This is a genomic window from Streptococcus oralis (genome assembly GCF_021497945.1).
In the GTDB taxonomy this organism is placed as follows: Bacteria; Bacillota; Bacilli; order Lactobacillales; family Streptococcaceae; genus Streptococcus; species Streptococcus oralis_BR.
Window position 1 is genome coordinate 1152532 of the sequence record NZ_CP046524.1, and the last position, 26060, is coordinate 1178591.

The following is a 26060-nucleotide window of genomic DNA, read 5'->3' on the forward strand; positions in this document are numbered from 1 at the left end:
CCATATGATCCTTATAGGTTTTCAGAAGTTTGACCTTTAAATTCTCTGATAAGTTTGGCACGTTTTTCGCTGGCATCGATATTTAAAACAAAAGCTATGGCTACGGATAAGACCAGAAGGCTATTTCCACCTTGTGAAAGGAAGGGGAAGGTTACCCCTGTAGAAGGAATCAAACCAGAAATCCCACCGATATTGACAAAGACCTGAACAAGGATCATGCCTCCGACACCGATAGCGAACATAGAGTTAAAGGGATCCTTAGCTCGAATTCCGACTAAGATAATTCTCAAAATCAAGAAGAAGACCAGAGCTAAAATCATACTTGCACCTACAAATCCGAACTCCTCAATGACAATCGAAAAGACGAAATCCGTGTGGGCTTCTGGCAAATAACCACGTTTCTCAATGGAATTTCCTAATCCAAGTCCGAACCAGCCACCATTTACCATTGCATAGTAGGAATTTGCAAGCTGATGTCCTGCACCTGCTAGGTCGTTAAAGGGATTAAAGAAAGCACTGAAACGTTTAGCAACGTATCCAAATAGCGGAATTTTAGAAAAGGTTTCAACCCCGACGAGACGAATAACAGAAAGGGCTAATATGGAACTTCCTGCTAAAAGAGCCAGTATAGTCGAAAACCAACGGTAGGCAATTCCACTAACCGTATACATGATGAGCGCCACTAAAACCAAGATGGTTGCATTTCCCAAGTCTGGGAAAATTCCCAAGCTACCAATCAGAACTAGTAGAACGAAACGCCAGTCATTAAAAGCCCGAGGCAACCACTGGTTTTGGGTCAAAACCTGGAAGTCATAAACCGCAATTTCATCTTGCTGTTTTGAAAAACGATGCGCCAAATACCAGATGATGATAATCTTAAGGTATTCAGCCGGCTGAATCGTTACAGGTCCTACAGAAATCCATCCGTAAGCTCCATTGACAGGTGTACCAACCAAACGCGCCAGAGCTAAGAGAACCATCTCGACCCCCATAACAATGAAGATTAGACGCCCATTTCTCAGGAAGCCTAATTTTAATTTGTAGATTAAGGCAATCAGAATCAAACTAGCTACCCAGAAGATTCCCTGGTTACGTACCAATTGAAATGCACTTTTCCCTTCTTCAATCAGGGTTGCACTCGTTGTCGAATATACCACAATCAGCCCCAAAATTGATAAAAGGAAATAAGGAATCAAAATGGAATAGTTCAATAGGTGCCTTTTACTAATTTTCATATGTCACCACTCTAATAGGAACAGAGAAAACTGTTCCTAATTCCGTTTTATTTTCTAGTTTTGATTGCTATTATACCATTTTTTCAGAAAGAAAAAAACTCTTATCCTACAATCCTTCGAATTTTGCTCTTTGGTCGAAACTGATTAGTAAAAAATACAAACTTTAAGACAAAGTTTGTATTTTCTTTTTTTATTCTGCTGATGAGCTGCTTGAACTTGAGCTTGAATCTCCACCACTTCCAATATATTGGGCAAAAATACTCTGGAAGGCAGGGTCTTTTATTTTAATATTAGCAGCTTGCAATTCTTTTCCGATGACACTCTGAACGAAGGATGAATCGTTTTGCTTTTGTGTCAAAATGACAGTTTTTAATTTTTCTTTGTAATCATCTAAATTTGAGGATTTTTCTGTTTTCTTGGTTACTTTGATGATGTAGAATTGGTTACTATAAGCTTGGGTACCAGTTGCTCTAATCACATCAGACACCCCATTCACATCCAAAGCAAAGGCAGCCTTCTTAACTTGTTCTGGAAGTTCTGTAGAAGCAGAGTCAAAAGTGATTTCGCCACCATTTTCTTTTGTCTTATCATCATTAGAGTTGTCTTTTGCTAACTGGGCAAAGTCAGCTCCTTCGGCTTTTGCCTTTTCGAGAACTTCTTTTGCCTTGTCTTCATTATCCATACGGATGATTTGTGCTGTTACATCTGGTGTGTATGCTTCGAAAGCCTTTTGGTAAGCTTCGTCAGTTAGTTCATTTTCTGCTGCTTTCTTAACTGCCAATTCAACCAATTTGCTAGTACGGATTTGAGCTTTACGAGTCTCAGGTGTCATACCTGCACGTTGAAGCACGCTGTTATAGCTATCGCCGTATTTCTTTTGTTCTTCAGCAACGGCGTCATCCACATCTTTATCCGTTACCTCTGATCCATATTGTTGTTCGAATACTTTTTGGATGGTCATATTTAGCAAGACTTGTTGCGCAGTTGGATTATTCTTTACTTCTTCAAAGAATTGATGTTCTGTAATCACATCACCCTTCATGCTGATGAGGTCAGCTCCTTCAGAACTTTTTGAACAAGCAGCCAAAGTCGCTACTGATAATAAGGTAATGGCTCCTGCCAATAGTTTTTTCTTCATGTTTACTCCTTTTATGGTAAGTTACCTTCTCTATTTTACTAAATTGTCTTAAATTTTTCTAAAAATCATTCACTCTCAGGAAGTTGGACATCTGCTACATTTTTTCTTAGCATGAGAATGCCGTCCCCAAGTGGAACTAGAGTCGCTGTTAAATCTGGATTATCCAAAGTTGCTTCGAAAAGTCTTTGCAATCCCTTATAGATTGTGCGTTGACCCCGACGGACTTCCATGATATCCTTGGCAACATCGCCTCCTTGGAAAATGTCATCCAAGACCACTACTCCACCAACTTCCAAATGTTTCAAAATTTCTGGCAGAAAGAAAATGTACTTGGACTTGGCTGAGTCCATGAAAACAAAGTCATATGTTTCAGTCAAGGTTGACAAGACATCTACAGCATCTCCTTCCAAAAGAATGATTTGCTTGCGACTGTCAAACTGGGCAAAGTTTTCCTTGGCAAAGCCGATCATCTCAGGATTACGGTCAATCGTTGTAATCTTAGCATCTGGCGCATGTTCCGCCATCAAGAGGGCTGAAAAGCCAATTGCCGTCCCAATTTCCAAAATGTTCTTGGGATGTATGGTCTCCATGAGAAATCGAAAATACGCGACCGTTTCATGGGGAATGATTGGGATATTTTCCTTGCGAGCGAAGGTTTCCAATTCTTTCAAAAAACCAGTCACCTGCTTTTGACGCTGGCGCATGAGTTCAACGATTTCTTCCTTGACGACGGGACGACGCATATTGTGATTGGCATTTTTACTATAAGACTCTACCATCTTAAGCTAGTCCCAATTTTTCAACAAGGGCTTCAAACTCGTTCAAGCGACGTTCAAAGACTGCAAAGGCATCGTTAAGATAGTCTTCTTTTTCCATATCAACACCCGCTTTTCTCATAACATTGAGCGGATAATCAGACTTACCAGCCTTGAGGTAGTCGATATAGCGGTCACGATCTTCTTGACTTCCATGGACAATCTTTTCAGCCAAGGCTGAAGCAGCTGAAAAACCAGTCGAATACTGATAAACATAGTAGTTATAGTAGAAGTGTGGTATGCGTGCCCACTCGTATTGGATCTGAGGATTGTCTTCCTTGCTGAGTCCATAGTACTCTTGGTTCAAGTCAGCGTAGAGTTTATTGAGGAAATCACTGGTCAAGACTTCTCCATTTTGGTCTGCTTGGTGGATAGCATGTTCAAACTCAGCGAATTGAGTTTGACGGAAGACTGTTCCACGGAAACCGTCTAGGAAGTTATTGAGAATAGCAAAGCGAATTGCATCGTCTTCCACTTCTTCCAACAATTTTTCTGTCAAGATATTTTCATTGGTCGTTGAGGCAATCTCAGCCAAGAAGATAGAATAATCTCCGTAAACATAAGGCTGAGTTTCACGAGTATAGCTTGAGTGCATACTGTGACCTGTTTCGTGTACAAGGGTAAAGAGATTGTCTAAATTGTCCTGCCAGTTGAGAAGCATGAAGGCATTGGTATCATAAGAACCACCAGAGTAGGCACCAGAACGCTTTCCTTGGTTTTCATAGACATCAATCCAACGCTCACTAAATGCGCGTTTAACGCGGCTTAAGTAATCCTCACCCAAAACTGCCAAAGCTTCTTCCGCCTTTTTCAAGGCTTCCTCATAAGTAAAGCTGTATTCTACTGAAGACAGTGGTGTGTAGACATCGTACATCTTGAGATCAGAAATCCCCAAGATTTTAGAACGAAGGTTAAGGTATCGATGCAAGAGTGGCAAGTGCTTACGAACTGCTGCTACTAGATTGTCATAGACACTTTCTGGAACAAAGTTTGCTGCGAGGGCTGCATGGCGAGCACTCTTATAGTTGCGAACTTTTGCTCGGTAGTTTTGCACTTTAACATTTGTCTGCAAAGTCTTAGCGTAAGTATGCTGGAATTGCTCATAAGTCGCATAGAGGGCTTCATAGGCACCACGGCGCACTTCACGGTTTTTAGACTCCATCAAACGGATGTAAGTACCGTGTGAGAGTTGCACTTCCTTGCCTTCATCATCAAGGACATATGGGAAGCTAATATCCGCATTGTCCAAAATAGCGAAGATTTCACTAGCAGCGCCAAAGATTTCTCCTGCTCCAGCAAGCAATTCTTCCTCACGTTGCGAAAGAACATGGTCTTTCTTTTGCAAGAGCTTGTCAAAAAAGTGTTTGTAAACTTGGAGTTTTGGTTGAGCTTCTAGGAAGGCCGCATACTGCTCTTCGCTAATCTCCATAAACTCGGGTTCATAGAATGAAAAGGCTTGTTCTAACTGACTGTATAGGGTCATTGCCTTAGCATAGTATTCTTGATACTTGGCTTCACGCGTGTCCTGATCATTTTTCATATGTGCATAGACATAAAGCTTTTCAACTTGGCGTTCCAAGTCAAGTGAGAATTCAGTAATCTCAAGCAAACTGTCTGCGCTATCCAAGAGATGCCCCTCATACTGGGCAGCTGTTTGTACTTTTTCAGTTAAATCTTTCAAGGCTTCTTCCCAAGCCTGATCTGTTGGGTAGATTGTCGAAAGATCCCATGTATCTTTTTCATTTATTTCATGTCGTTGTAATACCATAAGATTCCTCCATCCTTTCTATTTTACCACATTTTTTGAGAAATATAAGTGATAAAAGGCTGGTGGATAGAGCTTTTGGCGATTATTTTTCGGATTTTTTTGATAGTAAGCCTGAAAATTTCTATAATAGCTAGTCAAATCTTGATTAATTTGACAAAAATCTCCTGATTCTATTGGTCTGACTTGGGGATACCAGTCGTCCAGTTGACGGTTTAATAGATTGTCACCTCGTTTATAAGCCTCCTCCTGTTTTTTCATCCAGTAAGGCGTTTGGTAGTACAACTGTTGGAGAATGTAGTGACAGATAGTTGGATCTTGAGAAACTGTAAAACCAGACAGCCTTTGTTTTTGATAAGGAAATCGTAAAATTTCCAAGAGATTTCCTTGACCATAGGAAAATTCCTTGACCTGAAAATGAAGCTTGCCACGTAGGTCCTGATGCAGAAGATATTTGAGTCTCAAAACTTGCTTTTTGAGATCTAGTTCCCAAACATAGAAACCCATATTTTGACTAAAATAGAGGAATACCCTTTGCAGTTGTGTTAATCGCTCTTTTAACCAGAGCTTTTCTCCCAGTAGCCAGATAACTTGGTAGCCCTGACTACGGTAGCCTTGACTTCTATCGCCTAAAAGTTTTTGAGACAAGGGACTGCACTGAACCTCCAGAGCTAGTTTCCCATTGACGAGAACATCTGCTATCTGCTGAATCTCGGGCAAACTATATTCTAAGGCCACCTGATTGTCCTTCTTGGCCCAGTGATAAAGGGCCTCTTTGTTGCCCAAGTGTTCTGGACTTTCATTTTCAAAAATGGCAATACAATCTCTTAACCTTTCATGGGCAAAGTGCGTTCGAATACTCTGTCCCTGACGTAATCGTAGTCCACCACCACAGGCTGGACAAGTATAAGCTTGCTTGCTAACATCTTTTTCGAGGGCATTCACCAATTTCCCCTGTGCATCTCTGGCTACAAACATGGTCTACCTCCTTTTCTCATTTATTCGAAAAAGAACTAAAAAAGACTGGAATTCCAGCCTTTCATAATATTATTTCTTATCTTTTTTGTCTCTTAGAATATTTTTTTAGCATGGGAATGAGATTGGAAATCTGCTCACTTCTAATGACCAGCACGCCGTATTCTTGACAGCGATTGGCATAAACAGGATTGATTTTCCCCGTACAGACAATTAACTTGAGGCAACTTTCGCCAGCAAAATGATTGGCGTAGACTTCTAGCTCATTGATGGCTTCAACTGATAAATCTGTCATCTTGCAGGAGATAAAGGTAATCGAGCGTCCCTTTCTCAGAATGACATCAATCTCATTTTGAACATTGTCCGCCTCTGGAAAGATGCCATTCCAATCAATCTCAGCACCTATCATGCACTCATCAAACAGCTGAGATTCGAGCGCCAAGAGATAGAGATACACCTCTAAAATATGCCCCTTGTTGCGGCAAAAGACCTGGGACTCTTGACTTGGAAAACTGTAGGCTACTCGCTTCTTGTCCTCGCTTTCAATACAAAGCATCCCCGCTTCCACTAGTAAGGGGATAAGGAATTCTGGATAGCGATAATACTTGCCGTTGTTTTCCAGTATCTTTTCAGTTTCAGCATGCAGATCATTGGTCTTTGCTAGAGAGAAAAATTGGGTCACTTGGTACCAGTGGGCTGGATTGGTAATAGCCGAGCTGGCTAATTTTTTGATGGCTGAAATTTCTTGAACTGAGTGGATAGGGCGTTTTGATTTGAGCATTTTTCCACCACGCAAGGCTATCAACTGTTGGATACTTAGGGTAGGAATGTCCAAATCTTCTTTTTCCAACTGACCAGCTACCCACTTGTATTGTTTTCCCCGCTCGACATCCATGGCAACGATGGGAAGTTGGCGATCCAAGCCATATTGATAGAGAGATAAGGCTAGTAGTGAATCTCCGCCAAAAACATCGAGAATAACTTGGTCATAGCCTGCAAGGCAATAATCTAACTGGTCTGTTAATTGTTCTAAAGATAGCTGACGAAAGGCCACTCGTTGGATATGGGGGACTTCTTCTAGGATAAACTGACGGAGAGAAAGCTTCTCATCATTGCTTATTTTCGTCAAAGATAGGAAGAGAATCTCGTCACAATCACTGACAAAAGCTTGGTAGACATTCTTTTCCAATACATGCCGATCATACAGTTCCACCAAAAGACTCGTCATTGGACCACCTCCATCATCTACAACATCTTGCGCTGAGAGTGTCAGCAATACAATACAGCTCTACTGCTCAGATTTCCTACTTCTAGTATAGCATAAAATCCTGCTTGCCCCAATCTGCCGCCACAAACAAAAACGAATAGAAAGCTTCATAAGTGGTTTCTATTCGCTTGTTGGTGTTTGATTTACTTGATTTACTTGATTTTTCTGGCTAGCATAGTCGCAAAGCGTAGTTGAATCCGATTGCCATTTTCATCACGACGGTGCAAATGACCTGGGTTTTCATTATACTTGACCAATTCCCAATCTTTGTAGTAGTTTGCCAATTCCCCTTCTTTAAAGGTGAATGGGAAGTTGACTGAGCAAGGATAATCCTCCGTGTCCATGGCACAGACGATGAGATTGTAGCCTCCAACAGTAGTTTGTTCCTGCATGTTTTGGATGATAGCTGGAATACGATCCGCTTGAAGAAACATTAGAACAACTGTCGATACGATGAAATCATAGGCTTGGCTAATGCTGGCTGAATTGATATCGTAAAGTCCGACAGGCATGTCTAGTTCCTCTTGCTCTACGATGCTTTGTAAGATTTCCAGAGATAGCTCATTTTGATCCACAGCTGTCACATCAAAACCTTGTTGTGCTAAGAAGAGAGAGTTACGGCCTTGACCACAACCCAAATCCAAGGCTCTTCCAGGTTTCACCGTTTGCATAGCTTCTAGAACCTCTGAATGGACTGGATTGGTATTGTATTTCTTAGGGAAATAATCCTCAGGTTTACAATAAAATTCCAAATACCATTCTACATCGTCTGTTGCGGCTTCTACTCGGTGCCAGGCTTGCGGTTGCGCCATAGGATTGTCTGCTCCTGCCTCAAAGAGGTGCCCAGCTAGAACCTCACCATCTTCAGTCAACTCAATAAACTTGAGTGCCCCCTTCAAGACAGTAATTTTTCCCCAAGTGCCGACTTTAGTATTGTGCTTTTGCTGAACTGCTTCAGGCATGGTCTGTTTATTCCACAAGGGCATCCGTTTATAGGCAATTAATTTTTCCATTTCACTTCCTCTTTTATCGCTGGTTGACTGCTTTCATGACCCGTGCGATGTCGCGGTTTTGTTCACGACGCTTGATTGACTCCCGTTTGTCATAGTCATGTTTCCCTTTAGCAAGTCCTAAAAGAAGCTTGGCATAGCCATCTTTGAGATAGACTTTGAGGGGAACAAGAGTCATTCCTGTCCCTTTGGTCTCTTGTTCCAATTTTTGAATTTGCTTCTTATGGAGTAGGAGTTTGCGACGACGTTCAGGTTCCTGGTTCCAGATATTGCCCTCTTCGTAAGGAGCGATATGGACATTGCTCAACCAGACTTCCCCATTTTTTACCTGAGCAAAACCGTCCTTGAGATTGATTCGAGCAGCTCGAACGCTCTTGATTTCAGTTCCTGTCAGGACCATTCCTGCCTCTAGCGTATCTACGATTGTATAATCGTGGTGCGCTTTTTTATTTTGTGCGACGACCTTTCCCTCGCCCTTTGCCATGCTTGGCTCCTTTCTTAGCTACTTCTTTGTAAAATGGTTTCTTACCCTTTTTCTTGTCTTTAGAAGACGATTTGCGCTTATCATTAAAACGACCTTGTCTCTTCTTGTCTTCCTTCTTATCCGAACGACGACTTGAGCCCCGACTTCTGTCTTTGCGCCCAGCTTGTTTTAAGCCTTTTTCGATGACATCAAACTCACTTGGAATATAAGAGAAATCAATCTCGCCCGTCATCTTATCGGCTCTTTCAACCCGAATACGAATCTGTTGCCCTACACGGAAAGTTATTCCTGATTTTTCCCCACGGAGGGTCAAGTCACGCTCATTGAAATGATAAAATTCAGGCAAATTGGTGATGTGAATCAAGCCTTCAACTGTATTTGGCAGTTCGACAAAGAAACCGAACTTGACAATGCTGGATACAACTGCATCGTACTCTTCTCCCACGTATTCTTCCATGTATTCAGCCTTTTTCATGGCTTCAACTTCACGCTCTGCCTCAATTGCACGACGTTCACGGTTGGAAGACTGGGTCGCAATCTCTGGAATCACTTGCTCAAAATGCTCGGCTATTTCCTTAGAACGCCCATAGTCCCGAATCATGCGGTGAACAAGGAGGTCTGGATAACGGCGAATCGGGCTGGTAAAGTGAGTGTAATAGTCAGCTGCTAGTCCATAGTGACCGTGATTGTGCTCAGAATAGCGAGCTTGTTGCATGGAACGCAGAAGCATCATGGACAATACATCCGCATAAGGTTCTCCCTCAACAGCACGCATGATGTCTTGGAGAGCCTCCTGACTAATCTCACTGGCAGTCCCATAAATCCGCAAACCAAAGCTAGAAGCGTAATCAATAAACTTCTGAACTTTTTCAGCCTTGGGCTCCTCATGGATTCGATAGATAAAAGGTAGGTCCAGCTTGCTAAAGTGCTCGGCAACTGTTTCGTTGGCAATCAACATGAAGGACTCAATCATCCGCTCGGCAACGCCACGTTGACGAAGAACAATATCCACAGGCTTGCCTTTTTTATCCACCAAAATCTTAGCTTCGCTGGTATCAAAATTGAGAGCTCCACGTTTCTCACGCATGCTTTCTAGCGTTTCATGAAGCTTGGCCATGAGCTCAATACTAGGAACAATTTTCTTAAACTCTTGTCTCTTTTCCTCATCGCCAGCTAGGATGTCATTGACAGCGCTATAGGTCATACGAAAACTAGTCTTGATAACCGTTTGGGTAATGGTGTAATTAACTACACGACCATGTTTATCAATTTCCATAATGGCAGACTGGGTCAAGCGATCGACTTGAGGATTGAGAGAGCAGATGCCATTTGACAGTCGTTCTGGTAGCATAGGCACTACACGGTCTGTCACGTAGACAGAAGTTGCGCGGTTAAGGGCTTCCTTGTCAAGGGCAGAGCCTTCAGTCACATAGTAGGAAACATCCGCGATGTGAACTCCGAGTTCCATATTGCCATTTTTCAAAGGCTTGATGTGAACTGCATCGTCCAAGTCCTTGGCATCCGCACCGTCAATGGTAAAAGTAAGCTCATCTCTTAAATCAAGACGCCCTTCCATATCCTTTTCTGAGGGAGCATCTGGTACACTTTCTGCCTCCTTGAGAACAGCTTCTGGAAATTCTGAGACAATATCCATGGATTCCAAGACCTCAAGAACGTCAATCCCAACATCAGTCGAGTGTCCCACCACGTCCAGCACACTAGCGACAAAGAAATCGTGTTTCTTACTTGGGTATTTGTCGATAAAGACCTTGAGAACTTCCGTTCCCTCGAGTTTAAGAGCTGGTTTCTTAACATAAATTGGCTGGCTGATTTTCTGATTCTTTGAACGGATGTAGCCCGCATACTTAGGCTTTTCCTGATCCAGAACGATTTGCCCGACAACTGTCGTCAGACTATGCTCTAGGATATCGATAATTTTGGCTTCTGCAGCAGTTCCCTTGTTGCGGTCAGCGACTTTCTTAATCACGACCTCAACGGTATCCCCATCAATGGCGTAATTGACATCGTTTTTTCCTACAAAAAGGTCGTCCTCTTCCCCTTCTAGACTAACAAAGCCAAAGCCGTTTTTATGGGCATGAAAAATCCCTTTGAGGGTGATTTCATGTTTCTTCTTCTGGTCCAAGGTGAGGCTGCCATCTTCTCCAAATCGAATCTGGTGCTTTCTTTCCATCAGAGACAGGGTCTTAATCAACTCTCGGAAATCCTTGGATCCATCCTTTCCGAGAGCCTGAGCTAGGTCATTTACCGTCACTCGCCCCTTCTCTTGCAAATATTCTTTAATTTTATCTTTCATGTTTTCTTTCTAGATTTTTATAATTTTTTTGATTGATAACTTTGTAAGTGTCGTTAAAAATAAAAATAGGCTAAGACCTAGTCTCGCCCATTTCTTATCTACTTGATAATACCGTCAATGCTAAGGCAATGGCTAGCCAGAAAAAGACTAAAATACCTGTTAAACGTTGCATCACAGCTTCAAAACCACGAGCTTTACTACGTTCAAACAAATCACCTGAGCTGGCATCAAATACATTGCTGGATTGGTTCTTGGTTGGTTGCATAAAAATCGCAATCACAATCACAACAGATAATACTAATAAAATGGTTAATAATAGGTTGTACATATCAAACTCCTTAAAATCCCTATTATTTTACCATAAATTCTACTTAGATTCAAGATGTAAAGTTACTTTTCTTTCCTTTGGACAATATTTTAGAACTTCAATCTTGTCTGGATGGGTTTTTGAGTTCTTACTAGTTAGATAATTCATGCTACCACAAGAGGAGCACTTGAGATTAATTTTTACTCGCACGAGATTTCCTTTACTTTTAATAATGATCTAAATTGAACTAAGTTACATAAACAGCTGAAAGCCACACAGGCAGCCGTCGCATAAAAAACAGAGTGGTAGCCGTATTGCCCCGAGACTGCTGAACCAGTCATAGGGCCAACAACACCTCCAAGGTAGAAAAAGACTTGGTTAAAGGCAAAAATCCTTGAAATGCCCGCTTTGGGAGTCATTTTGCTAAGCAAGGCATTGATACCTGGTATCAGAGCACCCGTTCCTAAACCAAAGAGAAAACGATACAAACCGAGTTCAAGGGGACTGGTCGCACTGGCACAAAAAAGGTAGATGATAACTGAATACATCTGAGCCAGAATCAGAAGTCGATGATTCCCTAGCTTATCACCAAACTTTCCCATCACTCCAGCGCTCATCATACTAGAAAATCCCATACTAGATACAATCAAGCCTGAGACGAAGAGGAGATTTTCGTTCTGCCCTAAGTCCCGCACATAGAGAGCCAAAATGGGACCAATGGATTGAGCTGAAAATTGTATGACAAAGGTAGTTAAAAATAAACTAATTAAAAGATGAGAGTGCTTGATTGAAGCGAACAATTCCTTTGTTGGTATTGCTTTCTCCTTAGCTATTGGCTGAAAATCCTCCTTGATAAAGAAAATGGTTAAGAGTGCAGCTAAAAACAAGAAGCCACCTACCAACAGAAAAACATTTCGAATACCAAAAATTTCAGCAACCAGGCCCCCAACAAAGGGGCCCGTTAAAGTTCCTGCTACTACTCCCGTTGATAGAGTCCCCAAAGCATAGCCAGACTTATCCTTAGGAACTTGACTGGCTATTAAAGCCGTCGCATTTGGTACGAAACCTGTAAATACACCATTTAGTAATCTAAGAAAGATTAGCCAATAGATATTCGGAACAAAGGCCAAACCTCCCATAGTAATGGTCATGGCAAGGCCTGCTCGAATCATCATGGGTTTTCGACCGTACTTGTCAGCAAGAATGCCCCAGATGGGAGAAACCAAAGCTGCGGAAACAGCTGAAACTGAGATGGCTAATCCAGCATAGAAAGCAACTTGATCCTGCTCGATTCCCAACTGCTCAACAAAGATAGGCATAAAAGGGACGACTAAGGATATACTGGCCCCAGTTAGAAAACTACCAAACCAGGCGACACGAAGATTCTTTTTCCAACTAATCTCTTGCACAGCTATCGCCTCCTTCAAGTAACTTGACTACTTGACTTACAAGCTGATCACGACTGCCATTGTTATCTAGTATACGACTCGCCAATTTTGTCTTTTCTTCTAAAGACCACTGGGCGGAAAGACGAGACTCGGCGACTTCCTTAGAAAGATGATCCCGTTTCATGAAACGTTCCAATTGGATATCATAGTCCACATAGACCAGCCATGTTTCATCAAACCAGGCACTGTAGTCCTGTTCAAAAAGCAGGGGAATATCCATGAAAAAGATAGATTCTGTCTGGGCTAACTGGTCACGCAATGCTGCCAGTTCCTCACGAATTATCTCTCCTTGTGTTCGCTTAGACCATTCCCGCTCCTCAGGATTTGAAAAGATGAGACTAGCTAGGAGAGGACGATTGAGTTCTCCATTTTCTAAGATAATTTCCTGTCCAAAGTGCTGAACTAAGACCTGATAAAGGCGACCCCCAGGTTTTTGTAGATCATGGACGACCGCGTCGGCATCTACTACTTGAAAACCTTGCTGTCTCAAAAAATTTGTCACAGTTGATTTCCCCGAAGCAATTCCTCCTGTGATTCCGATGATTTTTCCCATCAGCCCCTCCTTTGACACTGGGGACAAAAATGAGTTCCTCGTCCACCGAGCTGGATTTTCTCGATGATGGTGCCACAGCGTGAACATGCTTGACCAGTCTTATCATAGACCTGATGAAAATCCTGCATGGTTCCATCTTCCCCAAAGGCATTGGTATAGGTTCGAATGGTAGAGCCGCCCTTTTCAACTGCCTGTCCCAAAACAGCAATGGTCTGTTCATGAATAGCTGACGCTTCTTCTACCGTCAAAGTCTGGGAAGGTCTTGCTGGATGAACCTGAGCCCGCCAGAGGACCTCATCCACATAGATATTGCCAAGACCAGCGACCAAGGTTTGGTCTAGGAGGTGGGTTTTGATAGGCTTTTTAGATTTGGCTAAGGCAGCTTGAAAGACCTGCAAATCAAAGTCCTGTTCTCTTGGCTCAGGACCTAGTTTCTTAGAAATAAAGTAGGTTTCCAAAAGGTCAGGCGCCAATAATTCCATAGTACCAAACTTGCGCACATCCTCATAAACAAGCGTACCGCCATCCTCAAACTGGATGAAAACATGGGCATGCTTGCGTTCAGGGATCTGGTCTGGATAGTAAAAATACTTGCCCTCCATCCGCAGATGGGAAATCAAGACCTTGTCTGTTAGGTAGAAAAGCAAATATTTGCCACGACGTCCCATTGACTCAACAACTTGACCAGGCACTTCCTTTTGAAACTCTTCCAAATCTGTCTTAATCATCTTGGGATAACGAATCTCTACACTAGAAATCTTCTTACCCAAAATCAATTTTTCTAAGCCACGACGAACCGTTTCAACCTCAGGTAATTCAGGCATAAATCCTCCTTCTGTAAAAACAAGAAGCAGGCATGAGCCCACCTCTACTTAGTATTCTTTTTCATTATAGCCAAAGTCAGCTAAATCTAGCTTTTTATCACGCCAGTTTTTCTTGACCTTGACCCAAGTTTCTAGGAAAACCTTGTCCCCTAGCATGAGTTCGATATCACGACGGGCCATGGTCCCAATTTTCTTGAGCATGGCGCCACCTTTTCCGATGATGATACCCTTTTGGCTATCACGCTCAACCATAATAGTAGCTCGGACATGAACCTTGTCGGTCTCTTCATCACGCTTCATAGAGTCAACCACTACTGCGACTGAGTGAGGAATCTCTTCACGCGTTAAATGAAGAACCTTCTCACGGATCATTTCTGAAACCAAGAAACGCTCAGGATGATCTGTGATTTGATCAGCTGGGAAATACTGGAAACCTTCCTCCAGATTTTCACTCAAAATATCCACTAGACGAGACACGTTATTTCCCTGAAGGGCTGAGATAGGAACAATTTCCTTGAAGTCCATCTGGTTACGGAAGTCATCAATCTGAGCCAAAAGCTGGTCTGGATGGACCTTGTCAATCTTATTCACCACCAGAATCGCAGGAACCTTAGCAGCTTTCAGACGCTCGATAATCATATCGTCACCCTTACCACGTGGCTCATCAGCTGGCACCATGAAGAGAACAGTGTCTACTTCACGAAGGGTGCTGTAGGCAGATTCCACCATGAAATCCCCAAGAGCTGTTTTAGGCTTGTGAATCCCCGGGGTGTCGATAAAGACGATTTGTTCCTTATCCGTTGTGTAAATCCCCATGATTTTATTACGTGTTGTTTGCGCCTTGTCACTCATAATGGCAATCTTTTGCCCCATGACGTGATTCAAAAAGGTTGACTTCCCAACATTGGGACGTCCTAAAATGGCCACAAAGCCTGATTTAAATGTCATAATTTCCTCTTAGTGTTTAAAATAATATATCCCAAATGCGTGGGAGAAAGATAAGTGCACCTGTCACTACAGCAAAAAGAGAGACCACCAGCACGGCGCCTGCCGCCATGTCCTTGGCTTTCTTCGCTAACATAGAAAAGTGATAGTGACTGGCTAAATCCACCACATTTTCAATAGCAGAGTTAATAATTTCAAACGCTACTACCAAGAAAATGCTCATTAGGAGAAAGAGCCATTCGATTCGTGACACCTGAAAAACAAAACCTGCAAGGATGACTACTAGAGCCGTCACTGCATGTTTTCGCATATTGCGTTCTTCCTTGAAAGCAGTCAGAATTCCTGTAAGGGCAAATTCTAAACTGGATACCAGGTCACGATTTTTCCATTTTCGTTTATTGTCTTGTGAGTCCATAGGCTGTTAATATTTCTTCTTGTAAACCGAACATCTCCGCTTCTTCTTCCGGAGTGTAGTGATCATAGCCATTAATATGTAAAAAGCCGTGTACTGCCAAGAAGCCCATCTCACGCTCAAAGCTGTGACCGTATTCCTCGGCCTGCTCATGCGCTTTATCAATAGAGATGAAAAGTTCACCAATATAGGCATCAAACTCAGACATCATCTCTGCTAATTCAGGATTTTCAAGCAAATCTTCTTCATCAAAGGCAATATCCAACTCTGGTTTATACTCAAGGCTGATGACATCTGTCGGACGGTCGGTATCACGGTACTCGAGATTGAGTTCGTGGCTACGCTCGTTGGTCACAAAAGTAACTGCCATCTCCTTGTCTTCTTTTCCTATTTTTTGGGCTGCAAATTCCAAAATCTTTTGGGTTTGTTGCAAGATTTCTTGTGAAACTTGACCAGTTTCATCTACCATTTCAATATACATGTACTTCTCGATTCTCTTTACTTGGCTTTATTATACCACATTTCCATGATTTTATTCTACCTTTTTGATATAATACTATGGAATACAATCACAAGGAGAGAACGATGTCATTTGACGGATTTTTTTTACATCACATGATTGAGGAGTTACGAAGAGAGTTGGTCAATGGTCGCATCCAGAAAATCAATCAACCTTTTGAACAAGAGTTAGTCTTGCAAATCCGTAGCAATCGCCAAAGCCATCGCCTGCTCCTCTCTGCCCATCCCGTTTTTGGTCGCATTCAGCTGACCCAAACGACTTTTGAAAATCCAGCCCAACCTTCTACTTTTATCATGGTTTTGAGAAAGTATTTACAAGGCGCCGTGATTGAGTCGATTGAGCAAGTCGAAAATGACCGTATTGTGGAGATCACGGTTTCTAATAAAAACGAAATTGGGGACCATATTCAGGCTACCTTGATTATCGAGATTATGGGCAAACACAGTAATATTCTCCTTGTGGATAAAAGTAGCCATAAAATCCTCGAAGTCATCAAACACGTTGGCTTTTCGCAAAATAGCTACCGCACCTTGTTGCCTGGATCGGCCTATATCGCTCCGCCAAGCACGGAATCGCTCAATCCTTTCACAATCAAGGATGAGAAGCTCTTTGAAATCTTGCAAACACAGGAAATGACGGCTAAAAATCTTCAAATTCTCTTTCAAGGTCTAGGACGCGATACGGCAAACGAACTGGAAAGTCTATTGGTTCATGACAAACTGTCTACTTTCCGAAACTTTTTCGATCAAGAAACCAAGCCTTACCTAACGGAGACTTCCTTCAGTCCAGTTCCTTTTGCAAATCAGGTGGGAGAGACTTTTACCAGTCTTTCTGCCTTGCTTGACACTTACTATAAGGACAAGGCTGAACGGGACCGCGTTAAACAGCAAGCCAGCGAACTGATTCGTCGTGTTGAAAATGAACTTCAGAAAAATCGACATAAGCTTAAAAAACAAGAAAAAGAGTTACTGGCGACAGACAATGCTGAGGAGTTTCGCCAAAAAGGAGAATTACTGACAACCTTCCTCCACCAAGTTCCAAATGACCAAGACCAGGTTACCTTGGATAACTACTACACGAATCAACCTGTTACCATCACGCTTGATAAGGCCCTGACTCCCAGCCAGAATGCCCAGCGCTACTTTAAACGCTACCAGAAGCTCAAAGAAGCCGTAAAATACCTAACTGAACTGATCGCAGAAACCAAGGAAACCATTCTCTATCTAGAAAGCGTGGAAACTGTTCTCAATCAAGCTGGACTAGAGGAAATCGCTGAAATCCGTGAAGAATTGATCCAAACAGGCTTTATCCGTAGACGACAACGGGAGAAAATCCACAAGCGCAAAAAACCAGAGCAGTATCTAGCAAGTGATGGCAAAACCATCATTTATGTCGGTCGAAACAACTTGCAAAATGAAGAGCTAACCTTTAAAATGGCCCGCAAGGAGGAACTTTGGTTCCACGCTAAGGACATCCCTGGCAGCCATGTCGTTATCTCAGGCAACCTTGACCCTTCTGATGAAGTTAAGACGGACGCTGCAGAACTTGCTGCATATTTCTCTAAGGGACGCTTGTCGAACTTGGTTCAAGTGGATATGATTGAGGTTAAAAAACTCAACAAACCAACTGGTGGAAAACCTGGCTTTGTTACCTATACAGGACAAAAGACCCTCCGTGTTACACCAGACCCAGAAAAAATCGCATCTATGAAAAAATCCTGATTTCTCTTGAAATCAGGATTTTCTATTACAAATTTACTCTGCAATCAAAGTTTCCAAAGCAACCTTCATCATATCGGTGAAGGTGTTTTGATTTTCTCAGCCAGTTTTTAACAAGTCTAAAAGAGCGAGATAGTGGTCAATAAATGAGATAGTTTTCTCTTTCAAGTAACAAGATTTTGTTGCTATCTTCTAAAATTCTTTTATTGTCTCAATTTCGAAAAGACTTCCCCAATCTTGCCTTCAATGACCAATGTAGCTTGGCTGTCTTGTGGAATACTGGTTTTATTGATAACGACCAGATTTGTCCCAGAAAAATAGTTTACTAGGCTAGCAGCAGGATAAACAACCAAAGAAGTCCCACCGATAATCAGCAAGTCTGCCTGCCGAATAGCTTGTGCAGCCTGGCTAAAAACATCCATGTCAAGTGATTCTTCATACAAGGTCACGTCAGGCTTGACCACCTTGCCACAGTCTAAGCAGTGGGGAACAGGTCCCTCAAGGGCCAGAAAAGCAGTTAAGTCATAGAAACGTTGACAACCTAGGCAGTAATTACGGTCCGCACTCCCATGCAATTTAAAGACTTTTTGGGAGCCAGCCATTTCATGAAGACTATCGATATTTTGTGTCACAACAGCCTTTAGCTTGCCAGTTTTTTCCAAAGCAGCTAGGTAGTAATGAGCAGCATTAGGCTTGGCTTCTGGGTAAATCAGGTATTTTTTATAGAAGTCAAAAAAATCTTCTGGATAGCGCTCAAACATGGTCCGAGAAACGAGTTGCTCTGCCGTAAAATGACGGCCTAACTGATGACTATAAACACCATCTGAACTACGAAAATCTGGGATACTAGACTCGGTTGACACTCCAGCTCCTCCGAAAAAGACTATTCTGTGGCTTTTATCAATCAAGTCTTGTAATAGTTCTATTTTATCCATCCTATTCTCCTTGTATTTTACATTCTAAAAAAGTTGAAAACCAATCGCTCCAAGCAATCTGATTTTCAACTCTTCCTTTATCATTACTTATGTATTTGAGATTAAAGCATTTGAATCAATCTTAGAAATAACCTAATCTCAAAGTAATACGATGTTTACTCTGCAATCAAGGTTTCCAAACCAACCTTCATCATATCAGTGAAGGTATTTTGGCGTTCTTCTGCAGTAGTGTCTTCATCAGGATTGACCAAGCTATCAGAAATGGTCATGATAGCAAGTGCATCGACGTGGTGTTGGGCAGCCAAGTAGTAAAGGGCTGCTGCTTCCATTTCCACAGCTTTGACTCCCCATTTACCAAGCTCGATGTTCTTTTCAAAGTAGTTTGAGTAAAAGACATCTGACGACAAAACGTTCCCAACGTGGGTGGTCATACCAAGTTCTTTGGCGATATGGTAGGCCTTGTCTAACAAATCAAAGCTAGCGATTTGTGGGAAATCATACTGTGGCCAGTCGTTGCGGATGATATTTGAGTTGGTTGCAGCTGCTTGTGCCAAAACCAATTCACGGACGTGGACATCTTCATTCAAAGAACCAGCAGTTCCCACACGGATCAATTTTTTCACACCGTAGTCCACAATCAACTCACGCGCATAAATCGAAATAGATGGCATTCCCATCCCAGTTCCCATGACAGATACACGGTGACCCTTGTAAGTACCAGTGTAGCCAAACATGTTACGCACTTCGTTAAAACAAACAGCATCTTCAAGGAAGTTCTCCGCAATAAATTTCGCACGAAGAGGATCCCCCGGAAGAAGAATTTTATCAGCAATTTCACCCTGCTTAGCAGCAATATGGATAGACATGTTTAAGATATAAAGGGCGACAGAGAACAAAGTAAAAATAGGAAACTGACGAAGCATCGCAGATGTTAGACAGTTTATCTTTTTTACACAGTTCTCCGCCCGTATTCAGTTCAGTGAATACAAGGAGCCCATCCTTTCTTTAATTTATATTTAATATTTAGAAAGATACCAAACCCGTCAAAAAGCGAAGGGAAAATAGGAGTTGGGTGCAGTGAGCGATGCTCGCTAGACCAACTATCTTTTTCCCACTGCTTTTAGGGTGGGTTCAATTCCTTTCTTTCTTAATTTTGATAATATAGAGGAGAATAGCTCGGATTCAACTCAAACCCGAACTACCCTTCCTTTCAATGTTTTTAGAAAAGTTTTCCGCTCGTGTTCAAATCTGAACACCTTACTCTACCTTTCTTTTTGTATATTTAGGATAGCGACAGAGAACAAAGTAAAAATAGGAAATTGACGAAGCATCGCAGATGCTTGGCAGTTTATCTTTTTTACACAGTTCTCCGCCCGTATTCAGTTCAGCGAATACAGTTAGCCCATCCTTTCTTTATTTTATGAAGATTAAAGAGCGACAAGAAAACGAATGAAAATTAGGAATCTGACGAGAAATCCTAATTTCTCAGTCAGATTATCTATTTTCCGAGTTTTCCGCTCGTGTTCAAATCAAAACACTCGCTCTACCTTTCTTTTTTTATGTTTATATTTCATAGCTAGGAAAAATCGTATTCAATCAAGACTCTGATAAACCTACTACATTTTTATTTAAAACAGTTATTGATAAACTGACAATAGTTTTTTATCTTCTAAGATAAATCCTTGATTAGAAGAAACGGGCATTTCCTACCTAATTACTTTATTCTTTGACATCTTACACAGTATACTAGCCCAAGGAAAACGGTCTAACACTTTTGCAAAACCATAAGCTAGGAAAGCTGTTAGTAAGAGATACGGAATAGAATCTAAACCTAACCCAGTGAAACCTATAACTAATCCGGTTGCAGAAATGGGCGCCCTCAAGGTCACAGATAAAAAACAAACAGATCCCAAAAGTAAAACGGTTGGCTGACTGTCCAAACCTAGAATCATGCCCAAGAGAGCAGCTCCAGCCATCCCCAAGGCAAAAGATGGTGTAAGAGTACCGCCATAGGCCCCTGCCCAAAGGATAATAAGAACGACCACTGCTTTTAGGAAAAACATAAGAAGCACTGTTTGACCACTGCTACCATTTAAAATTTCCTGAGCCATCATGCGTCCATTGCCAAGTAGATGTGGAAAATAACTTGCCAGACCAACAAGAAACAGAAAAGCTGAGGGCAAAGTGAGAAGTATTCGTTTATCTTTTATCCTGTTTGAAGACACTTCTTTACTTGAACGACCAAAAAGCCAAGCTAGGGGGGTTAAGAAAAGAAGTAATAAAGGGACAATCCACACTTCCTTTAATGACCATGAGATAGTTGGAAGCTGGTAAAGAGCATGATCTGAAATAACCAAGCCTGCTATATAGGTAGACACATAGGTAGTCAAACCGACTAAGACAAATCGCTTGATAGATAAAGTAATTCCTAGAGTCTCAAAAACGAAGAAAACACTTGTTAATGGAACCTGATAGACAGCTGCTAAACCAGCACCAGCACCACAAGCAAGGAGAAAGATACGATCCTTCATAGACAGTGTACATATTTTTCCAATTGGACCTGCAAATAGGGCTCCAATCTCTCGTGGTGCAGCTTCTTTGCCAATAGGTGCTCCCCCTCCAACTGCAATAATCTGCCAAATTGAATGAAATAGCTGTCTTAAAAAATGAAGCTTGTATTGTGAAGTCTCATCCTTCATCTGATCTTTGATGGAATAAATCTTCGACCTTTTTTGCAAGAAGTACCAGACTAAGGACGAGCTAAGACCCACGATTATTAAACTTAGTCCTATCCGTGAAGAGGAAACTCCATCTGTCAAAAATCCATTATGATGCTCTGACTGACCAAAAGCTAGCCCCTCCGCCATCTCTAAAAGATAATGGAGAAATATACCAGATAAACCCGAAACTATTCCTTGCAGAATTACTGCTATGAATAATCTAAAATTATAAGGGATTTTTAGAAAAATTTTCCTCAATTCTATTAACATGATTACAATTCTGCAAGAATCGCTTTAAGCAAGCCTTTGAAGTTACCTTTGACACGCTCTGTCACTTCTACAACTTCTTCGTGGTTAAGTTCTTCTTGGAAACCAGCAGCATGATTAGTGATACATGAAATTCCTAGAACTTTCAAGCCTGAGTGAGCGGCCACAATAACTTCAGGAACAGTGGACATACCAACTGCATCTGCTCCCAATGTCTTATAGGCACGAATTTCTGCAGGTGTTTCATAAGTCGGACCTGTTACACCAATATAGACACCTTCATCAAGCTTGATACCAAGTTTCTTAGCCACTTCATGGGCAGTAGCACGATATTCTGGAGTGTAGGCTTTAGACATATCTGGGAAACGTGGACCAAAATCATCCAAGTTTTCACCCATCAATGGGTTCTGCCCCGTCATATTGATATGGTCTGAGATAGCCATCAAGGTACCAGGACCAAATCCAATACCGCCAGCTGCATTGGTTACAATGACACCTTCACATCCGAGAACTTTCATCACACGTACTGGGAAAGTCACGACTTCAAGAGGATTTCCCTCGTAGAAATGGAAACGACCCTGAAGAGCCAAGACTTTTCGACCTGCAAGGTCACCATATACCAATTTCCCGGCGTGACCGACGACTGTAGAGCGGCCCCAGTTTGGAATATCTGCATAGTCTACTACAACTGGATTTTCGATTTCTTCTGCCAATTCTCCAAGTCCTGATCCAAGGATTAGACCGAACTCAGGCGCTTGGATTCCCTTGTCTTTCAGGAAGGCAGCTGTTTCATTGATTTTATCTAAAAATGTCATTCTGTGTCTCCTTTATTATTTTTTAGCATTTGACCGATTTTGTCAAAGGTTTTTGCATTGCGAATGGTGATGTGGCGATAAAAAGGCATCTTGAGCAAGTACTTATGATAGGCAGTTGCATAGTAAGATTCTTCAGAGAATTTCCCCCAGAAAATCCCAAGTCTTCCAAACTGAACCACTTCATCTTTCAGTTCTAAACTTTCAACTTTCTCAATGACTTGAGCCACATCCAAGCCCTCAGTGTAAAAGAGGACATCCTTTCGTGCCAAATCTTTGGTCCACCAATCTGGCAGATTCTTCAGCTCTTCTTCATAATCTTCCTGACACAGCAAGGAAAAGCTCTGAATAAATGGATAATGGATTTCAAAGAAAGCCTCTAACTTTTCAACCAATCGGGCTTTGGGAGCTGTAGAAGTAAAGAAAATGTTGCCACTGTTGATGTAGGTTTCAACCTTTTCCAGTCCCAACTCTGTCAGTTCTTGACGAAGTTGCGCCATGACAACTTTATTTTTCCCACCTACATTAATGCCCCTTACCAGTAAAGCGTGTCGCATCATCTTATACCAATTTAACTAAGAAACTTTCCCCAATCATGGCAGTTTCAACACCAAAGTTATCCGCAACTGTCGCTGAGATATCTGCAAAATGTCCAACCGGAATGACACCATTTCCCTTAAAGCTAGGGCTGTAAGCTAAAAGTGGGATATATTCACGAGTGTGGTCAGTTCCAGCATAGGTTGGGTCATTTCCATGGTCCGCTGTAATCAAGAGAAGGTCGTTCTCTCTCATGGCTGCGATAATTTCAGGCAAGCGTTCATCAAACTCATGCAAGCAATCACGGTAACCATGAGCATTGCGACGGTGGCCGTAAAGGGCATCAAAGTCAACCAAGTTTGTGAAAGAGAATCCTTTTTCAAATTCAGCAAGTCCCATAGTTTTCAATAGTGTGTCAATTCCGTGACTATTTGACTTGTTGTGGCCCATGTCATGATTGATTCCTGCACCGTTAAAGATATCATTGATTTTACCCACAGCATAAGTATCGATACCAGCCTCATTCAATTTATCCAAAACAGTTGGGGCAAATGGAGAGACGGCCAAGTCACGACGATTTGCCGTACGAATGAAGTTACCTGGCTCACCCACATAAGGACGGGCAATGATACGGCCTAGAAGGGCAGGACGTTCAAGGGTAATCGAACGAGCGTATTCACAGATACGGTAGAGTTCATCCAAAGGAATGATGTCTTCGTGGGCAGCAATTTGCAAAACAGGATCAGCTGAAGTATAGATAATCAACTCCCCAGTTTCCATCTGACGTGGTCCAAAATCATCGATAACAGCAGTTCCTGAGTAAGGTTTATTGGCTTCACGAATGACCTTGCGCCCTGAGAATTCTTCGATTTTTGTCAAAATTTCTTCTGGGAATCCGTTCCAGAAAGTATCAAAAGGCTCCGTAATGTTGAGTCCCATGATTTCCCAGTGTCCAGTCATGGTATCCTTACCAAGAGATACTTCCTCTAATTTAGTTGCATATCCAGTTGGATTGCTTTCTGCCGGTACCGTCTTCAGAGGCGTTTCACGAGGAATATTTCCTAGACCGATTTTAGCCATGTTTGGCACATTCAAACCAACTGTTTTTGAAATGTGTCCCAGTGTGTCAGAAGCTCCGTCTGGAACCCCTGCATTGACAAAGTTATTGGCATCTGGCGCAGCACCGATTCCCACGGAATCCAGTACCACCAAGTGAATACGATTAAATTTTGACATAGTGTATCTCCTTATTATTTTAGTTATCTTGCTTTTGTTGAAGTTAAAATCTGAACCCCGTCTCGTCCAGCAACGATGACCCTATCCACCATTTGGTTGAATAATCCGTGCTCTACAACACCAACGATATGGTCCAATTCTTGTCCGAAAGTAATCGGATCTTCAATGACATCCAAGGCTAGGTCAATGATAAAGTTCTGCATATCGGTCACAAAACGCTGACCGTCTTTTTCGCGGAAACTTGGTTTGTAGCCAGCTCGCTCAAACCGACGAAAGACCTGTTCTGCACCATACTGAACCACTTCTACAGGCAATTTAAAAGCACCTAGTTTCTCTACCAGTTTGCTTTCATCCACCACCCAAATGTATTCTTTTGAGGGCGTTGCGACAACCTTCTCCATCAGAAGGGCACCACCACCGCCTTTGATCCCGTTAAACTGGCTATCTACTTCATCCGCTCCATCGACTGTCACATCGACAAAGTCCACTTGATCAATCGACTTGAGCGGGATGTTAAGACCTTCAGCCTGCTTACTGGTCACACTGGAAGTCGTTACAGCAGTAATCTGCAAACCTTCTTCCTTAATGCGACGACCGATTTCTTCTACGAAATAGTAGGCAGTAGAGCCCGTTCCAAGTCCGACTACCATACCATCCTTGACAAACTCAGCAGCCTTGATACCTGCCATCTTTTTCAGATTCTCCACTTAAACACCTCCATTAAAGAGCTACTTTTATTATAACATGTATCCGTTTTTATTTCATGCATACACTTGAAAAACCCGAACATTTTTATTTCGGGTTTTCGTGTCCTATTTAACCATATCAGGATCGTAATCATAGAATCCTGTGTCAAGAAAACGGTTTTTAGGGTGTAACTTGCGCACTTCCTCATCTAACAAGAAAGCTTGGTCATGGCTGAAATTAACCTCTTGGATCAAGCCACGCGCTTGAATAAAGAGTTTGGCAATTTCTACAAAATTTTGACCTGGGGTGTAGAGACCTTCTAGCTTCCAATGAGTAAAACCATGCTCGACCAGTTCTGTCAATTTGGTCATCAAATCAAGGTCATTGTTGGCAAAGATGTGGGTACCATGATTGTCTTCAAAAATGGAATAGTGGCTCTCTGGGTCACTTGGCTCTGCCAAGAAGAGATCACGTTTGCGTGTTTTTTCATCATCGATATGCGTAAAGTTATAGTAGTTTTGCAAGAGCGGACGCTTAGAATGGTGGATGACGCTAGCTCCGTAAACCAACACTTCAGCAGGAATTTCCAAAATCTCGGGCATCTTGAAGAGTTCAGCAGATGGAATTTCACGCGCCAAAACAGCCTCAGATGCGCCAGCCTTTTGACCCCAGAAGTTAATCTGACGACTGCTTGTCACCATAGTTGAAGCATCGTAGATGGTTTTAAAGGAATAACCATCACGGTTTACCACGTAGAAAACACCTGCATCCCCAACAGTGATATAGTCTGTCTTGATTTCTTCCAAGAAGTCTAGGAAAGGTTTGATGCGGTCCATCATATCTTGGTGCATGAGGGCATTAACCGCAACAATCAATTCCTTGCCTGCCTCATGAACGAGCTTAGCGATGGTGCGTAACTCTTCATGACTGAAGGTTGTTGGCATACGAAGACCAAAATCTTTCTCACCAACATAGATACGGTCTACGCCAGCTTCAAGTAACTGTTCAACTTGTTCAATACTTTCAGCAGTTGCTGTAATGATAATCTTTTCCATAAGGAAAATTATACCACATTTCTCAAAAATCAGCTATGAATACTAGTAGTTTTATAAAAAGTCAAAGTCATTTTTTAAAGG

General features: G+C 42.0%; 26 protein-coding genes. 1 reads left to right on the forward strand and 25 read right to left on the reverse strand.

What is annotated here, in order from left to right; genetic code table 11:
• Positions 1–11: 11 nt before the first annotated feature.
• From ftsW to ybeY, 17 genes are all read right to left on the reverse strand, one after another.
• Positions 12–1235 carry a cell division peptidoglycan polymerase FtsW gene (gene ftsW, locus GOM47_RS05865; protein ID WP_235080154.1) on the reverse strand — a complete coding sequence of 408 codons (1224 nt, stop codon included), beginning with the start codon at positions 1233–1235 and terminating at the stop codon, positions 12–14.
• A gap of 190 nt (positions 1236–1425) precedes the next feature.
• Positions 1426–2373 carry a peptidylprolyl isomerase PrsA gene (gene prsA / locus GOM47_RS05870; protein ID WP_235080155.1) on the reverse strand — a complete coding sequence of 316 codons (948 nt, stop codon included), beginning with the start codon at positions 2371–2373 and terminating at the stop codon, positions 1426–1428.
• 65 nt (positions 2374–2438) lie between these two features.
• Positions 2439–3152: an O-methyltransferase gene (locus GOM47_RS05875; protein WP_235080156.1), complete on the reverse strand. Its 714-nt coding sequence runs from the start codon at positions 3150–3152 to the stop codon at positions 2439–2441.
• Position 3153: 1 nt separating this feature from the next.
• Positions 3154–4956, reverse strand: coding sequence for an oligoendopeptidase F (gene pepF / locus GOM47_RS05880; protein WP_235080157.1), 1803 nt, complete (start codon positions 4954–4956; stop codon positions 3154–3156).
• 18 nt (positions 4957–4974) lie between these two features.
• The gene (locus GOM47_RS05885; protein WP_235080158.1) at positions 4975–5931 is read right to left on the reverse strand and encodes a competence protein CoiA; all 957 of its coding nucleotides are present in this window, start codon (positions 5929–5931) and stop codon (positions 4975–4977) included.
• A gap of 76 nt (positions 5932–6007) precedes the next feature.
• The gene (locus GOM47_RS05890; protein WP_235081281.1) at positions 6008–7156 is read right to left on the reverse strand and encodes a hypothetical protein; all 1149 of its coding nucleotides are present in this window, start codon (positions 7154–7156) and stop codon (positions 6008–6010) included.
• 191 nt (positions 7157–7347) lie between these two features.
• On the reverse strand, positions 7348–8208 hold the full coding sequence (gene tehB / locus GOM47_RS05895; RefSeq protein ID WP_235080159.1) for an SAM-dependent methyltransferase TehB: 861 nt from the start codon (positions 8206–8208) through the stop codon (positions 7348–7350).
• Between the two features lie 13 nt (positions 8209–8221).
• Positions 8222–8689: an SsrA-binding protein SmpB gene (gene smpB, locus GOM47_RS05900; protein ID WP_001051743.1), complete on the reverse strand. Its 468-nt coding sequence runs from the start codon at positions 8687–8689 to the stop codon at positions 8222–8224.
• On the reverse strand, positions 8652–11003 hold the full coding sequence (rnr, locus tag GOM47_RS05905) for a ribonuclease R (RefSeq protein WP_235080160.1): 2352 nt from the start codon (positions 11001–11003) through the stop codon (positions 8652–8654). The genes smpB and rnr overlap by 38 nt, the downstream gene beginning before the upstream one ends.
• Positions 11004–11097: 94 nt before the next feature.
• Positions 11098–11331 carry a preprotein translocase subunit SecG gene (gene secG, locus GOM47_RS05910; RefSeq protein ID WP_000282517.1) on the reverse strand — a complete coding sequence of 78 codons (234 nt, stop codon included), beginning with the start codon at positions 11329–11331 and terminating at the stop codon, positions 11098–11100.
• Positions 11332–11370: 39 nt separating this feature from the next.
• Entirely contained in the window at positions 11371–11520 is a 150-nt protein-coding gene (rpmG, locus tag GOM47_RS05915) for a 50S ribosomal protein L33 (protein ID WP_007519517.1), read from the reverse strand.
• Complete coding sequence (locus tag GOM47_RS05920) at positions 11511–12719, reverse strand: multidrug efflux MFS transporter (RefSeq protein ID WP_235080161.1); 1209 nt, start codon at positions 12717–12719, stop codon at positions 11511–11513. Before GOM47_RS05920 ends, rpmG begins: the two co-directional genes overlap by 10 nt.
• Positions 12706–13311, reverse strand: coding sequence for a dephospho-CoA kinase (coaE, locus tag GOM47_RS05925; RefSeq protein ID WP_235080162.1), 606 nt, complete (start codon positions 13309–13311; stop codon positions 12706–12708). Before coaE ends, GOM47_RS05920 begins: the two co-directional genes overlap by 14 nt.
• A complete protein-coding gene (gene mutM, locus GOM47_RS05930; protein ID WP_235080163.1) occupies positions 13311–14135 on the reverse strand; it encodes a DNA-formamidopyrimidine glycosylase in 825 nt (274 codons plus the stop codon). Before mutM ends, coaE begins: the two co-directional genes overlap by 1 nt.
• A gap of 48 nt (positions 14136–14183) precedes the next feature.
• Positions 14184–15083 (reverse strand): GTPase Era, encoded by a 900-nt coding sequence (gene era / locus GOM47_RS05935; RefSeq protein WP_235080164.1) that lies wholly within the window; start codon positions 15081–15083, stop codon positions 14184–14186.
• A 16-nt stretch (positions 15084–15099) separates the two neighbouring features.
• Positions 15100–15495 (reverse strand): diacylglycerol kinase family protein, encoded by a 396-nt coding sequence (locus GOM47_RS05940; protein WP_235080165.1) that lies wholly within the window; start codon positions 15493–15495, stop codon positions 15100–15102.
• Entirely contained in the window at positions 15476–15973 is a 498-nt protein-coding gene (gene ybeY / locus GOM47_RS05945) for an rRNA maturation RNase YbeY (RefSeq protein WP_235080166.1), read from the reverse strand. Before ybeY ends, GOM47_RS05940 begins: the two co-directional genes overlap by 20 nt.
• 104 nt (positions 15974–16077) lie before the next feature.
• Between ybeY and GOM47_RS05950 the strand changes: the two genes are divergently transcribed.
• Positions 16078–17733: an NFACT family protein gene (locus GOM47_RS05950; protein WP_235080167.1), complete on the forward strand. Its 1656-nt coding sequence runs from the start codon at positions 16078–16080 to the stop codon at positions 17731–17733.
• A gap of 200 nt (positions 17734–17933) precedes the next feature.
• Here the strand turns inward: GOM47_RS05950 and GOM47_RS05955 are convergent, their stop codons facing one another.
• The 8 genes from GOM47_RS05955 to GOM47_RS05990 all read right to left on the reverse strand — a co-directional run bounded on the left by GOM47_RS05955 (position 17934) and on the right by GOM47_RS05990 (position 25979).
• Entirely contained in the window at positions 17934–18665 is a 732-nt protein-coding gene (locus GOM47_RS05955) for an NAD-dependent protein deacylase (RefSeq protein WP_235080168.1), read from the reverse strand.
• 155 nt (positions 18666–18820) lie between these two features.
• Positions 18821–19531, reverse strand: coding sequence for a purine-nucleoside phosphorylase (deoD, locus tag GOM47_RS05960; RefSeq protein ID WP_000022080.1), 711 nt, complete (start codon positions 19529–19531; stop codon positions 18821–18823).
• 840 nt (positions 19532–20371) lie between these two features.
• Positions 20372–21655, reverse strand: a complete 1284-nt coding sequence (locus GOM47_RS05965; RefSeq protein WP_235080169.1) for a chloride channel protein — start codon at positions 21653–21655, stop codon at positions 20372–20374.
• A 2-nt stretch (positions 21656–21657) separates the two neighbouring features.
• Complete coding sequence (locus GOM47_RS05970) at positions 21658–22467, reverse strand: purine-nucleoside phosphorylase (RefSeq protein ID WP_235080170.1); 810 nt, start codon at positions 22465–22467, stop codon at positions 21658–21660.
• Positions 22464–23024 (reverse strand): DUF1697 domain-containing protein, encoded by a 561-nt coding sequence (locus tag GOM47_RS05975; protein WP_235080171.1) that lies wholly within the window; start codon positions 23022–23024, stop codon positions 22464–22466. Before GOM47_RS05975 ends, GOM47_RS05970 begins: the two co-directional genes overlap by 4 nt.
• Before the next feature lies 1 nt (position 23025).
• Positions 23026–24237: a phosphopentomutase gene (locus tag GOM47_RS05980; RefSeq protein WP_235080172.1), complete on the reverse strand. Its 1212-nt coding sequence runs from the start codon at positions 24235–24237 to the stop codon at positions 23026–23028.
• Between the two features lie 23 nt (positions 24238–24260).
• Positions 24261–24944, reverse strand: coding sequence for a ribose-5-phosphate isomerase RpiA (gene rpiA, locus GOM47_RS05985; protein ID WP_235080173.1), 684 nt, complete (start codon positions 24942–24944; stop codon positions 24261–24263).
• 105 nt (positions 24945–25049) lie between these two features.
• Positions 25050–25979, reverse strand: coding sequence for a peptidase U32 family protein (locus tag GOM47_RS05990; protein ID WP_235080174.1), 930 nt, complete (start codon positions 25977–25979; stop codon positions 25050–25052).
• Positions 25980–26060 lie beyond the last annotated feature (81 nt).